The sequence below is a fragment of the Aminobacter sp. GW821-FHT11F06 genome, from assembly GCF_058808215.1.
Map to the genome: position 1 here is coordinate 361,333 of NZ_JBXARL010000001.1, position 13,895 is coordinate 375,227.

13 protein-coding genes are annotated in these 13,895 nt (G+C 63.1%); 4 read left to right on the forward strand and 9 right to left on the reverse strand.

What is annotated here, in order from left to right:
- Positions 1-79: 79 nt before the first annotated feature.
- The 3 genes from AC1RTB_RS01770 (at position 80) to AC1RTB_RS01780 (ending at position 2,773) form a co-directional block, all read left to right on the forward strand.
- Complete coding sequence (locus AC1RTB_RS01770; RefSeq protein WP_492876683.1) at positions 80-958, forward strand: SDR family NAD(P)-dependent oxidoreductase; 879 nt, start codon at positions 80-82, stop codon at positions 956-958.
- Entirely contained in the window at positions 955-1,848 is an 894-nt protein-coding gene (locus AC1RTB_RS01775) for an SDR family NAD(P)-dependent oxidoreductase (protein WP_492876682.1), read from the forward strand. Before AC1RTB_RS01770 ends, AC1RTB_RS01775 begins: the two co-directional genes overlap by 4 nt.
- Before the next feature lie 184 nt (positions 1,849-2,032).
- Complete coding sequence (locus AC1RTB_RS01780; protein WP_492876681.1) at positions 2,033-2,773, forward strand: TetR/AcrR family transcriptional regulator; 741 nt, start codon at positions 2,033-2,035, stop codon at positions 2,771-2,773.
- 43 nt (positions 2,774-2,816) lie between these two features.
- Here the strand turns inward: AC1RTB_RS01780 and AC1RTB_RS01785 are convergent, their stop codons facing one another.
- From AC1RTB_RS01785 to AC1RTB_RS01825, 9 genes are all read right to left on the reverse strand, one after another.
- The gene (locus AC1RTB_RS01785) at positions 2,817-3,422 is read right to left on the reverse strand and encodes a VOC family protein (protein ID WP_492876680.1); all 606 of its coding nucleotides are present in this window, start codon (positions 3,420-3,422) and stop codon (positions 2,817-2,819) included.
- Between the two features lie 26 nt (positions 3,423-3,448).
- Positions 3,449-4,654, reverse strand: a complete 1,206-nt coding sequence (locus AC1RTB_RS01790) for an acetyl-CoA C-acyltransferase (protein WP_492876678.1) — start codon at positions 4,652-4,654, stop codon at positions 3,449-3,451.
- A 185-nt stretch (positions 4,655-4,839) separates the two neighbouring features.
- Complete coding sequence (locus AC1RTB_RS01795; protein ID WP_492876676.1) at positions 4,840-5,619, reverse strand: SDR family NAD(P)-dependent oxidoreductase; 780 nt, start codon at positions 5,617-5,619, stop codon at positions 4,840-4,842.
- Positions 5,620-5,632: 13 nt separating this feature from the next.
- A complete protein-coding gene (locus AC1RTB_RS01800) occupies positions 5,633-6,703 on the reverse strand; it encodes a phosphotransferase (RefSeq protein ID WP_492876673.1) in 1,071 nt (356 codons plus the stop codon).
- A 9-nt stretch (positions 6,704-6,712) separates the two neighbouring features.
- The gene (locus AC1RTB_RS01805) at positions 6,713-7,921 is read right to left on the reverse strand and encodes an acyl-CoA dehydrogenase family protein (protein ID WP_492876672.1); all 1,209 of its coding nucleotides are present in this window, start codon (positions 7,919-7,921) and stop codon (positions 6,713-6,715) included.
- 65 nt (positions 7,922-7,986) lie between these two features.
- Complete coding sequence (locus AC1RTB_RS01810) at positions 7,987-8,787, reverse strand: CoA-transferase subunit beta (protein ID WP_492876670.1); 801 nt, start codon at positions 8,785-8,787, stop codon at positions 7,987-7,989.
- Between the two features lie 11 nt (positions 8,788-8,798).
- Positions 8,799-9,677, reverse strand: a complete 879-nt coding sequence (locus AC1RTB_RS01815) for a CoA transferase subunit A (RefSeq protein WP_492876668.1) — start codon at positions 9,675-9,677, stop codon at positions 8,799-8,801.
- A gap of 50 nt (positions 9,678-9,727) precedes the next feature.
- A complete protein-coding gene (locus tag AC1RTB_RS01820; RefSeq protein WP_492876666.1) occupies positions 9,728-11,821 on the reverse strand; it encodes a 3-hydroxyacyl-CoA dehydrogenase NAD-binding domain-containing protein in 2,094 nt (697 codons plus the stop codon).
- A complete protein-coding gene (locus tag AC1RTB_RS01825) occupies positions 11,818-12,828 on the reverse strand; it encodes an NADPH:quinone oxidoreductase family protein (RefSeq protein WP_492876664.1) in 1,011 nt (336 codons plus the stop codon). The genes AC1RTB_RS01820 and AC1RTB_RS01825 overlap by 4 nt, the downstream gene beginning before the upstream one ends.
- A gap of 225 nt (positions 12,829-13,053) precedes the next feature.
- Here AC1RTB_RS01825 and AC1RTB_RS01830 point away from each other — a divergent pair, with 225 nt between their 5' ends.
- Entirely contained in the window at positions 13,054-13,809 is a 756-nt protein-coding gene (locus AC1RTB_RS01830) for an SDR family NAD(P)-dependent oxidoreductase (RefSeq protein WP_492876662.1), read from the forward strand.
- Positions 13,810-13,895: the final 86 nt, after the last annotated feature.

Here is a 13,895-nt window from a genome sequence, read left to right on the forward strand (position 1 = left end):
CACAGGTGCGGACATCGTCCAAATGTGGGATGCCCCACCGGTCCCTGGTCGCCATGCTTGCCGGCCGGGAGGACACGAAATGAAGTCACTTGAAGGCAAGGCGGTGGTCATCACCGGTGCTGGCTCTGGCCTGGGTGCTGCCTATGCGCGCCATGCAGCCGGGCTCGGCGCACAGGTGATTGTCAACGACATCAGCGTCCAGGCCGCCCAGGCGACTGTCGATGCTATCGCCGCTTCAGGCGGCAGAGCCGTCGCCCACGCAGGCGACGTGTCGTCCTGGAGCTACGCCCAATCGCTGGTCGACGCCTGCATCGACGCGTTCGGTGCGATATCAGGCATCGTCAACAACGCCGGCATCCTGCGCATCGGCAAGATCCTCGACATGACCGAGGCAGATCTTCGCCGGATGATCGAGGTCAATCTGATCGGCACCGCCGCCTGTGCCAGCCACGCGGCACGGCGCATGCTGGCTGCCGGCAAAGGCGGATCGATCGTCAATGTTGCGTCGGGTTCGCAAGCCGGCGACATCGCGCTCGGCGGCTATGGCGCGACCAAGGGCGGCGTCGCTTCACTGACCTACAGCTGGGCCATGGAACTGCGTGGCACAGGCGTCCGCGTCAATGCGCTCTCGCCGCTGGCTGAGACGGCAATGGCCGCCCAAAACAAGGCGCTGATGGCCGAACAGGCGGCCAGCCGAGAGGTACACTACGCCGCCCTGCCCGATCCTGGGATCAACGCACCGGTCGTCAGTTTCCTGCTCTCCGATGCCGCAGAAAAGATAAACGGCCAGGTGGTGCGCATCGCCGGCAAGCAGCTGTCATTCGTGACCCATCCCTTGATTGCCGACCCGGTTCTCGAGGGCGACTGGAACGATGTCGCGGTAAATACCGCGTTCGCCGAAACGCTGGCCGAGAAACAGCAGCCGCTCGGCCTCGGCTACGCGAGGAAACCCCATTGAGCGCAGAGAATACGAACGGGCCGGTCGCGGTTGTCACCGGCGCCAGCCGTGGCCTTGGCCGTGGCATCGCAATTGCGCTCGGTGAAGCCGGCTTCACCGTCTACTGCACCGGCCGCAGCGAGAAGGCGGCCGTCGGCGCTTGGGGCGGCACCGTCCGCGAGACCGCCGAGTCAATTGACCTGGTTGGCGGCAAGGGCATCGTCGCTGTCTGCGATCACCTCGACGACAGCCAGACCGAGGCGCTGTTCAAGCGTGTCGATGCCGAACAAGGCCGCCTCGACTTGCTGGTCAACAATGCCTTCGCCATGCCCGACTGGGCGGTGCCGGACGGCAATTTCTGGGAACGGCCGCTGTCGCTTTGGCGCGACATGATCGATGTCGGGCTGCGCTCCAGCTACGCAGCAAGCCATTTCGCCGCCCAGATCATGGTTCGCCGGCGCGCGGGGCTCATCGCCAACACCTCCGGCCCCGGCAGCAAGGTCTATCGCCACAGCCTGCCCTACGGTGTCGGCAAGGCCGGGCAGGACAAGCTCGCCCATGACATGGCGCATGAGCTGAAGCCCTTCAACGTGGCTGCGATCTCGCTATGGCCGGGCTTGATCGGCACCGAACGTACCTTGGCGGGCATCGCCGCCGGAGGCGTGGTCGGCGACAATGCGGGCAGCTTGCCGCATCTTGAAACGCCATTCTTCATTGGCCGTGTTCTCGCAGCCATCCAGATGGCTGGCGATGCCATGGCACTCAGCGGTGGTACCTTCTACTCGACCGAACTTGCAGAGCATTATGGCGTTGTCGACGCCGACGGTCGGTTGCCGGTGTCGCGCAGGCCGATGTTTGGCGCCCCGCTTTATCAGCCGATTTCCGGTGAGATCGGTGTGGAAACATCATGACCCTGGCTGGCCACGACAAGAAACCTGCGTCACCGCAGGCTTACAGACGTGCGAACCGTATTATATTCGAATTGACCACAGTCTTAGGCTACGGACGATTCGACCCACGGTTGCTTGCGAAACAATCACGGGCTTGTGTTCGCCCACTGAGCCTGGAGATTCGGCGTTGAGCAGGATGGCGCGTATGACACAAACGGATGTGGCTGGTATCAGTGCGGAAGCTCTCGATCGCGAGCTCTCGGCACGCGCGTCCACAAACCCGCGCAAGGAGCTTGTGCGCGAGCAGTTGATCGACATTGCCGCCGAACTCTTCGACAGCAAGGGCTACGTCCAGACCAGCATCAACGACATTGCCCAGGCGCTCGGCCTCGGCCGTTCGGCTGTCTACCACTACTTCCGCAACAAGGAGGAGATGCTCGCGGCTTTGGTCGAATCCGAGGCACTCACGCCTTCGCATCGGTTGCAGGAACTGATGGCTGAACCGGGCCTGTCGGCGTCGGACAGACTGCGCCGCGCGGTTGTCGACGGCATTGTCCGCAGGCTGTCTTCGGGCGCCCGGTTCATCCTGCTGTCGCGGTTGGAAACGCAGATTCCGGAAGCTCTCGGCCCGCTCTACAACCAGGGCCGCCGCCACATCTATGATTTTTACGTGCGCTGCATTTCGGACGGCATGGCAAGCGGCGAGTTCCGTGCTGTCGACCCCAAGGTCACCGCCTTCGCCGTGATCGGCATGGCCAACTGGACGTCGCGCTGGTACTCGCCATCCGGCGCCAAGACGCCGACCGAGATCGGCGAGATCATCGCAGATCTGGCGCTGACCGGCCTGCGCGCCCATGAAGACCGGCCGCGCGATGCGGAAGCTGTGCGCCAGACAATCGCCGGCCTGCGCCAACAGATCGACGATCTGGAAAAGCTGGTGAAGTGAGCCTTTTGGCACGTCCGACGGCCGTGCCAACCGTTCAGTTGTCTCAGTCGAATTTCACGCCGGCATGGGCGATGAAGGCGCTGTAGGTGTCGAAGCGAATGATCGGGTCGGCACCCTCGTAGGCGCGAATATGATCCAGCACCGCCTGGCGCGAACGGCGCCACATCGGCGGCACGATCTCCAGCATCGGTCCATAAAGCGATGGCGACTTGTAATAGATGATCGGCTGCGTCTGGCCGGCAACGCGGATTTCGTAGTCGCGTACGTAGCCGGCTGCCTCGACGCGCTTGGTCGCCTCGTCGTGGTCATGTACCCAAAAGCCGAGATGCTGCAGCCCCTCGCGGCCGGCCTTGAGGAAGTCCGTGTAGGGCGATGACGCATCATTGGTCTGTTCGATGAGCTCGATCTGCACGTCGCCCATATAGGCGAAGGCGACTTTGAGCTCGACCTGCACCGGATCTCCCCGGTGATAGGTGATGCCGACCGGCTGGCTGACGCCGCGCTCCATGAAGATGAACGGACCGATGCCGAACACATCGACCCAGTGGCGCATCGCGGCTTCGATGTCGCGAACGACGAAGCCGAGCTGGGTCGCGGGCCCGAGTATGGGCCTGAGACCCTGTTGAATTGCGATCTCGCTGCCAGTCATCGAACCCCTCCCCGTACTTCCATTCGTCAGTTGAAGATCTCGAACAGTCCGGCCGCGCCCATGCCACCGCCGACGCACATGGTGACAACGCCGTATTTCACGCCACGACGGCGGCCTTCGATCAGCAGATGGCCGCTGGTGCGCGCGCCGGTCATGCCGAAGGGATGACCGACCGCGATAGCGCCGCCATTGACGTTGAGCTTTTCCGGGTCGATGCCCAGCATGTCACGGCAATAGACGGCCTGGCTGGCGAAGGCCTCGTTCAATTCCCACAGGCCGATGTCGCCAACCTTCAGCCCGTGCTTCTGCAGCAGCTTCGGCACCGCATAGATCGGACCGATGCCCATCTCCTCGGGCGCGCAGCCGGCGACCGACATGCCTCGATAGGCGCCGAGCGGCTTCAAACCGAGCTGTTCGGCACGCTTGGCCTCCATGACCACCAGTGCCGCTGCACCGTCGGAGAGCTGCGAGGAATTGCCGGCAGTGATGTATTCACCAGCTTTGATAACTTCGCCGTCGGCGAAAACCGGCTTCAGCTTGGCCAGGCCTTCAAGATTGGTGTCGGCGCGGAAGCCTTCGTCCTGCGTAAGCGTCACATCCTGGAAGCTGGTTTCGTTGGTTTCCTTGTTGACTACCATCTTGCGCGAGGCCATCGCAACGATCTCGTCGTCGAAACGGCCGGCCTGGTGCGCTGCTGCCGTACGCAACTGGCTCGCCAGCGAAAACTCATCCTGCGCTTCGCGACTGATGCCGTATTTCCTGGCGACGATCTCGGCGGTCTCGATCATCGTCATGTACATATGCGGCCACTGTTCGATCACGGCCTGCGAGCGCGCGCGAAAAGTGTTCTTGTGCTTGTTTTGGGTCAGGCTGATCGACTCGACACCGCCGGCAACGACAGTTTCCATGCCGTCGACGATGATCTGCTTGGCCGCGATCGACAGGGCCATCAGGCCCGACGAGCACATTCGGTCGATCGTCATGCCCGGAACGCTGTCCGGCAAGCCGGCGGCGGCGGCACTCAGGCGACCGATGTTGTAACCCTGCGTGCCCTGCTGGGCCGAACAACCCAGAATGACATCCTCGACAGCGTCGGGGGCGATGCCGGCGCGCTTGACCGCTTCTCGCACCGCATGGCCGGACAGCGCCGGGGCCTCGGTGTCATTGAAGGCACCACGAAAGGCCTTGCCGATGGGGGTGCGGGCGACTGAAACGATGACGGCTTCGCGCAAGGGACGGCTCCAGAAATGCTATGTTTCGGCAAGGAACCGGAGACGAAGTGGGCGTTTGCGCCGCGCTTCGAAGTGCCCGGAACCGAAGTTTTCCAAACACTTGCCTAGGAGCGTGCCAGTGTCCGAACATCGTCTGAAAAGACTAACGGCCGACGCGGGGTCGAAAACCCGTGCCGGAAATACGATCAGACGTGGTAGCCGCCGTCGACATTGATGACTTCGCCCGTGATGAAGCCGGCGCGGTTGGAGGCCAGGAACGAAACGGCTTCGGCGATGTCGATGGCCTTGCCGTTACGCCGTAGCGGCGTGTTCATGGCGGCAGCTTGCGTGTATTTCTCGTCGATAAAACCGAGCTTGGTCAGCTCCGTGTGCTGGCCGGTCTCGATGATGCCGAGCGCGACGCCGTTGGCGCGGATGCCATAGCGCCCTTCTTCCTTGGCCACGCCCTTCATCAGCGCATGCACGGCGGATTTCGGCACCACCGACAATCCATCCGCCGAAGCGTAGCGATATTGCGCCGAGCTCTGGCAGGCGACGATTGAGCCGCGCGCCTTGCGCAGATGCGGAATGGCGAAATGGATGACGTTGAAGAAGCCGAACGCGTCCTGCATCAGGTGCTTGCGCATCTGCTCCGGCTCGATCTTGCTCAGATGGATCAGCGGCACCAGCGGCCCGGCCGCATAGACGACCGTGTGAACACCGCCGCCGGCTTCGGCAACGCCGTCAATGAACGCGCGCGTCGCTTCGACATCCTCGATATTGAGCTTGTGGATCGAAGCCTTGCGCCCCACGCCGCGCACCGCATCGGCAGCAGCTTCGGCCTTGGCCTCGTTGCTGTGATAGGTCAGTGCCACGTCGCAGCCGTCGCGCGCCAGCACGCGGCAGATCTCGGCGCCAACGCCGCCACTGCCGCCAATGACGATGGCCGTGCCTTCGGCCGGATACAGCGCTTGCGTCGTGCTCATGCGGCTCACTCCCTTATGATTTCATCGCCAGTTCGGCGTAACGCCAGCCGAACTCGGCCACTGGCCTGGCCAGCGCGCCAGCCTCGCGGGCATGCGCATTCGACGCGTTGCCGTCGACCACGCGCTTCATGATGCCCTGGCGAATGCCCGCCACGCGAAACAGGCTGTAGGCCAGGTATGAATACCAGTGGCGATCCGAAACGCCCTCCTGCCCCGTTGCCTTGAGATAGGCGTCCCGGTAGCTGCGCTCGTCGGGAATGCCGAGCACGCCGATGTCGATGTCGCCTAGGCCACGATAAGGCTTGTTCGGCAGGCGCCATGTCAGCATGTGATAGGCAAAGTCGGCCATCGGCTCGCCAAGCGTCGAAAGCTCCCAGTCGACAAGCGCCAGCACCCGCGGCTCGGTCGGATGGAACAGCATGTTGTCGATGCGGAAGTCACCGTGGATCAGCGAGGTACGGTTCTCGGGCGGGATATTTTCAGGCAGCCATTCGATCAGCTGGTCCATCGCCTCGATGGTTTCGGTTTCCGAGGCGCGGTACTGCTTGGACCAGCGCGCCACCTGGCGCGCGACATAGTTTCCCGGCTTGCCGAAACTTTCGAGGCCGATCGCCTTGTAGTCGGTGTTGTGCAGGGCAGCGGCGACACGGTTCATCTCCATGTAGATGGCGCGGCGCTCGACCGGCGACTGCTCCGGCAGCGAAGGCGCCCAGAACGAGCGGCCTTCAACAAAATCCATGACGTAGAACATCGCGCCGGCAATGCGGTCGTCTTCGCAAAGCAGCTTGGCGCCGGCAACGGGAACGTCCGTATCGCTGAGCGCGCTGATGACGCGGAATTCACGGTCGACCGCGTGTGCCGACGGCAGAAGCTGGCCGTCCGGCTTCTTGCGCAGCACCAGACTGCGCTTGCCGTCGAATGAGAGCAGCATCGTCGGGTTCGACTGGCCTCCGCGAAAGCGTTCGACCGTAAGCGCGCCCTCGCAGCCCTCGATATTGGCTTTCAGATAGGCATGCAGGCGTTCGAGATCGATCGGGCTGTCGGCAGCGAGCGGTTCGGTGCCGACGAAACGGCTGGCATCCATGACGCGCCCTCAGCCGATGTCGGTGTATTTGGCCAGTTCGATGCGACCGATCTGGTTGCGGTGCACCTCATCGGGGCCGTCGGCGAAACGCAGCTTGCGGGCATGCGCATAATAGTTGGCGAGCACGAAGTCTTGCGACACGCCAGCGGCGCCATGTGCCTGGATTGCCCAGTCGATGACCTTGCAGGCCATGTTGGGCGCTGCGACCTTGATCATGCCGATCTCGGCGCGCGCGGCCTTGTTGCCGACAGTGTCCATCATGTAGGCGGCCTTCAGCGTCAGAAGGCGTGCCTGGTCGATCATGATGCGGGATTCGGCGATGCGCTCCAGCGTCACCGACTGCTCGCCGATTGGTCGGCCGAAGGCGACGCGGCTTTTCACGCGGCGGCACATCAGCTCCAGGCAGCGTTCGGCAAGCCCGATCAGGCGCATGCAGTGATGGATGCGGCCAGGTCCGAGGCGACCTTGCGCGATCTCGAAACCGCGGCCTTCGCCAAGCAGCATGTTGGTTACAGGCACACGCACATTCTCGAAGGTCATGTCCATGTGCCCATGCGGCGCATCGTCATAACCGAACACGGTCATCGGGCGCAGAACCTTGATGCCAGGCGCGTCCATCGGTACCAGGATCATCGACTGCTGCTGATGCTTGGCTGCGTTCGGGTCGGTCTTGCCCATGAAGATCAGCAGTTCGCAATGGCGGTCGCCGACACCCGAGATCCACCACTTGCGGCCGTTGATGACATAGTCGTCGCCGTCGCGGACGATCGAACTCTGGATGTTGGTGGCGTCGCTCGAGGCGACATCGGGCTCGGTCATGGCGAAGGCCGAGCGGATCGAACCGTCGAGCATGCCGGGCAGCCAGCGCGCCTTTTGCTCCTCGGTGCCGTAGCGTTCGATGGTCTCGATATTGCCGGTGTCAGGTGCCGAACAATTGAAGATCTGCGACGAGAAATGCACCCGGCCCATCACCTCGCACAATGGCGCGTATTCGGTGTTGGTGAGGCCCGCGCCGTGACGGGATTCCGGCAGGAACAGGTTCCACAGTCCGGCGGCCTTGGCTTTTGCCTTCAGTTCTTCGAGAACCGGCGGATGACCCCAGCGGTCGGCTTCCACTTCCTCGTGATAGCGGCGTTCGTTGGGATAGACGTGCTCATCCATGAAAGCGTTGAGACGCTCGAGCAGGTCTTTGGTCTTTGCGCTGTATTCGAAGTCCATATTCCGTCCGCCGCTGGTATTTCGAGAGAGGTGCCGCCGGCTGCTTCACCGGCGGCGAGTGCGCATCAGGCAGCGCGGACGCCTGGAGGATTGCCCTTCAGCACGGTCGCGCGGACATTGTGCGGGTCGAGCCTGGCGATGATCGCCAGCTGTTCCTCGGTCGGTGCGGCCGTGGTGGTCATGCCTTCGGCGCGCAGCAGCGGGAAGCCGGTTGCTTCCTGCACCTGCTCGAAGGTGACACCCGGATGCAGCGACAGCACCTGGGCGGCATGATCGGGGCCGTTGAAGTCGAACACGCACAGGTCGGTGATGACGACGCCGAGCTTGACGTCGGCAGGCTTGGCACCTTCCGGCCAGTTCTTGGCGTTGTAGCCAACGCTCGCCACCACATCGACCTCACCTTCAACGAAAGTGCGCTTGGAGTGGTTGGGCAGGAACATCGAGTTCTTGTGGCAGATAGAGTTGCCCGGAAACCCGCGAACGCCCAGCATCGCCACTTTCGGCTTTTGGAAATCGCCGCCGAGCGCGGAAATGTTGCCCTGGCCGTAGCGATCGACCTGAACCGGCGTCACCATGGCATGGCGTCGGCCGCTCCAGACGCTGTCGAAGACGCGGCTGTACGGCATCCAGCCGGAGAGCTTCGGCTTGTAGTCGCCGCGCGGCCCAAGCGGGATCGGGTCCTCGACGAGGTAGGCTTCGCCGTCCGTCATCATGATGCCGGGGGCACAGGTGAGTTTGGCCAGGCCAGCCGCGAGACGCGGCAGAGGGCCGATGCCGGTGGCCAGAACTTCGCCATCGGCCGCCCAGGCTTGCGCGCCGGTGGCAATGATCAATTCGGCAAGCGTGAAGTCTTTTGCAGTCGTCATGTCGTATCCGATCAGAAAATGGGGAGCGGCAGGGCGCGGATCTGGGCTTCGCCGCCCACGCTCGCGATGTAGCTGGCCTCATCGCCCTTCACGTATTGGTCGACATAGCGCTGCCAGCCGCCCTCTTCGGTCGCCGATGCGGCATAGGCCTTGAGGTGCCCCATGTCCCAGCCATAGGTATCGTGCGCCGCCGTCGGGTGGGCGCCAAGCGGTGCCTTGACCACCCCGGTGACCAGGCAACGCTCGAAAAGGTTCGACTTGGCCTTGTCGGAATATTCGGCGTCGATGCGATCGACCAGCACCTCGGTGCTGACGAACACCTTGTCGGCGGCGCGTGCGAACAGGCCGTCGAAGAACGGGTCCGGACCATCGGTCTGGGTGTTGCCCAGGCGATCGGCGCGGCTTGCGTGGATCAAAGCCACGTCGAGCTTGATCGCCGGCATCGCGAGCAGCACTTCGCCGTCGTCATAGGGCGACTTCACGGTCTTGAAGTGCGGGTTGTACTTCATCACGTCGGAGCCAAGCCCGACACGGGTCGCAGCGAACGGCAAATTGTGGCCGGCTGCCTGCAGGCCGAGCAGCAGAAGGCCCTCGTCCAGCTCGGAAACCTCGACCGAGCCGGCTTCGCGCGCTTTGCGGAAGTAGGGCTCGATCGGCATCGCGTCGAGCGACACGAAGCCGTATATCAGCTTCTTCACCTTGCCGGATGCGCACAGCATGCCGATCTCGGGGCCGCCATAGGCCACCAGCGTCAAATCCTTGAGATCGGAACGCAGGATCTCACGCACCAGCGCCATCGGCTTGCGGCGGGGACCCCAGCCGCCAAATCCGATGGTCATGCCGTCGCGCAATTGGCCGACGACAGCTTTCAGGTCCATTTCCTTGTTCATAGATACCTAATCCGTTTGTTCTTCGTATTGGTTCGGCAAGGTTTTGCGGCTCAGCCGTAAAAACCCCTACCCTCGGCTGCCAGCCGCTCTATGAGCGCGGCCGGCTTGAAATACTGATCGCCCACAAGGCCCGCATATTTGTCGAGCGCCGCCTTGACCTTCGCCAAGCCGATCTGGTCGGCGTAGAACATCGGTCCACCCAGATAGGTCGGAAAACCGAAGCCGTTGGTCCAGATGACGTCGATGTCGCTTGGCCGTGCCGCCGCACCTTCGTCGAGGATCTTGGCCGCCTCGTTGACCATGGCGTAGAGGCAGCGTTCGAGGATTTCCTCGTCGGTGATGGTGCGCGCGACAAAGCCGCGTTCCTTGCGGTGTGCCTCGAGCAGTTCGTCGACTGCCGGGTCATGCGAGGCCTTGCGGTTCTCGTCATAGACATAGTAACCCGCGCCCGACTTCTGGCCGAGACGGCCGGCAGCCACCAGGCGGTCGACGATGTTGCACTGCTGCTCGCGCGGCGACATGCGGGCAACGCGTGCCGCCCTAGCTGCGGCCATGATATCCATGCCGGCAAGGTCGGCCAGGGCGAATGGCCCGATCGGAAAGCCGAAGGCGGTTAGCACGCGGTCGACCTGTTGTGGGGTCGCACCGTCCTCAAGCAAAAACTGGGCTTCGCGCGTCCGCTTGGAAAGCATGCGGTTGGCAACGAAACCTTCGGAACGCCCGACCATGACAGGCACCTTGCCGAGGCGCTTGCCGAGCGCTGTCGTCGTGGCGAGCACATCGGGGGCTGTGTTGGCTGCGCGAACGTTTTCGAGCAGCTTCATGACATTGGCGGGGTTGAAGAAATGCATGCCGGCAACGCGCGCCGCATTCTTGCTGGTCGTGGCCAGTTCCTCGATGTCGAGGAACGAGGTGTTGGTGGCGATGATCGCGTCGTCGCGCAGCACTGCGTCGAGCTTGGCGAAGACCTCTTTCTTGACGTCGAGCTGTTCGGTCACCGCTTCGATGACCAGATCGACGTCACCGATGCCGTCATAGCTGGTCGTCGTGGTCAGCAGCGCCAGGCGGCGCTCCATGTCCTCGGTCTTCAGGCTGCCGCGCTTGACGGAACCCTCGTATATCTTGGCGATCGCCTTGGTCGCGGAAGCCAAGCCTTCGTCGGTGAGGCCGATCAGCGTCACCGGAATGCCGATGTTGAGGAAGCAAGCAGCGATGCCGCGGCCCATCGTGCCGGGGCCGACGATTGCGACTTTGTTGACCTCGCGCGGCTTCACATCCGCGCCGACGCCGTCGATCTTGAGCGCTTCGCGCTCGGCGGCGAAGATGTGACGCAGAGCCTTGGACTGCGGCGAAACCAGAAGCTCCTTGCAGGTCTTGTATTCGAGCGCAGTCGCCTCGGCGACCGGCGTCTCGGTGACCATCCTGAGCAGATCAACTGCAACAAGAGGTGCCTCGAAGCCCTTGTATTTCTTCGCCAATGCGGCGCGGCTGGTCTCGAGCGCCGCCGGATCGAAGCTCGGCACCGGCAGGTCGCTGGTGCGGCGGACCTTGGCGCCGTCGGCAATCACCTTCTCGGCGAAAATCATGGCCGCAGCCTTGAGATCACCCGACACGACCTCGTCGATCAGGCCCTTCTCACGCGCGTCACGCACCGAAATCTGGCCGCCTTCGCTGATCATTGTCAGCGCCTGCTCGACACCGATCAGGCGTGGCAGGCGGACAGTGCCGCCCGAGCCCGGCAGGATGCCAAGCTTGACTTCCGGCAGGCCGACTTTCGAGCCGTCAAGCGCGATGCGGTAGCTGCAAGCGAGCGCCACTTCGAGGCCGCCGCCAAGTGCCGTGCCGTGGATGGCGGCGACGATCGGCTTGGTTGCTGCGTCGAGCGTGTCGATCACTTCGCCGAGCAAGGGTGCCATCATCGGCTTTTTGAATTCATGGATGTCGGCACCGGCGATGAAGGTGCGGCCTTCGCAGACGATGACCATGGCGCGCGCTTCCGCGTCGCTCTCCAGCGCCTGAACAGCCTCGATCAGCCCTGAGCGCACCGAATGCGACAGTGCATTGACGGGCGGATTGTCGACGGTGGCGACAAGAATGTCGCCGTGCTTTGCGACCGAAACGGTCTTGACGAGTTGCTCGGTCATACCGGCACTCCTTCCCTGCTATTTCCATTGTTCCCGGTGACCAGCACCACCTTGCCCTTGACCGCGCGCTCCATCACCACGTCGAGCGCTTCGGCGAAACGTTCGAGCGGATATTCGGCCGAGATGTGCGGCTTGAGCTTGCCCCTGGCGAACCAGTCCATCAGTTCGGCGATGTTTTCGGCGTTCTTTTCCGGTGCCGAGCGCGCAAAGGCGCCCCAGAACACGCCGATCAGCGCCGACTGCTTGAGCAGCAGAAGGTTGAGCGCGATCTTGGGAATGTCGCCGGCGGCAAAGCCGATCACCAGATGGCGGCCGAACAGCGCGAGGTTGCGCACCGCGGTTTCGCTCAATGCACCGCCGACCGGATCGTAGACGACATCCACGCCCTGCCCGTTTGTCAGGTCCTTGATGCGCTCGCGGAAATCCTCAGTGGAATAGTTGATCGTCTCGTCGGCACCATACTCGCGGCACAGCCTAAGCTTTTCGTCGCTGGAGGCAGCGGCGATGACGCGCGCGCCCATCTGCTTGCCAAGCTCGACCGCCGTCAGGCCGACGCCGCCGGCAGCACCCAGGACAAGCAGCGTCTCGCCCGGCTTGATCTGCGCCCGGTCCTTCAAAGCGTGATGCGAGGTCGCATAGGTGATGAGGAACCCAGCCGCCTCGACGAAGCTCATTTCGTCGGGGATCGGAAACACGCGCCAGGCATCGGCCGCCACCTGCTCGCCATAACCGCCGATACCGGCAAAGGCGAGAACCCGCATACCGGGCTTCAGATGCTCGACACCCGCGCCTACAGAGCTGATGACACCAGCTACTTCGCTGCCCGGCGAAAACGGCCGCTCAGGCTTGGTCTGGTACTTGCCCTCGACCATCAACCCGTCGAAGAAGTTGATGCCGCATGCCTCGACGCGGATGACAACCTGACCGTTCCCCGCCGATGGCGCGGGAACCTCTTCGATCCTGAGTTCTGCCCTTGGGGCGAACTCCCTGCAGATGACTGCCTTCATTTCCCTACGCCGCTTCTTGCTGCCATTTCGGCACTGCCAACATCCTTGATCGAGGCAAGGAATGGGACAGCGGCACAGGGCAAACATCGTCTGATGGGACTAGTCACCGGGAACCCGCAGATTTGCGCCAAAAACGACGGGTTTAATGCCCGGCGTTAGTCTTTTCGGACGATGTTGCCGGCGCCACCACGCGCAGGTTCGCGCAATCATATCAGGAGAAAAAACATGGCCCGTCTGGCTGGCAAAGTTGCATTCATCACCGGCGCAACCGGCGGCATTGGCGAGGCCGCCGCGCGGCTCTTCGCTCAGGAAGGCGCCAAGGTCGCCGTGGCCGGCCGCAGCCGCGATAAGGGCGAAGCGATTGCCGCCTCGATCGATGCCAATGGCGGCGTAGCCATGTATGTCGAAACCGATGTCACCGAGCCCGACAGCGTCGAGGCTTCGTTCAAGGAGGTAATGGCAGCCTGGGGCCGGCTCGACGTGCTCTACAACAACGCCGGCGGATCGAGCTCGGCCGACGGCCCGGTGACGGTCGCGCCGTTCGAGGAGTTCTGGCGCTGCATCAAGCTGGACCTGTTTGGTACCTGGGTCTGCTGCCGCAACGCCATTCCGCTGATGCAGCAGTCGGGCGGCGGCTCGATCATCAACTGCTCGTCGATCGTCGGCGCCATGGGCATCCCCAACCGCGACGCCTATTCCGCCGCCAAGGGCGGCGTCATCTCGTTGACGCGGTCGATGGCGGTCGAATTCGCCAAGGACAACATCCGCGTCAACACTTTGGTGCCGGGCGCTGTCGCCACCGAGCGCGTGCTTGGCTTCTTCGAGCGCGAACCACACCTCAAGGCGCAGTTTGACGCCTATCTGCTCGGCATCGCCGAACCTATCGACGTCGCCAACGCGGCACTTTATCTCGCCTCGGACGAATCGCGGCGCATGACCGGCCACCAGCTGCCCATAGACAGCGGCATCTTGATCTCTTGAAGTTGCGCCCGCCCTTAGTCTGTGCAGACGATGCCCCGCGGTGAGCGCGGGTTTTCAAGTCGGCACAGAATCCCAATTTGCAAGTG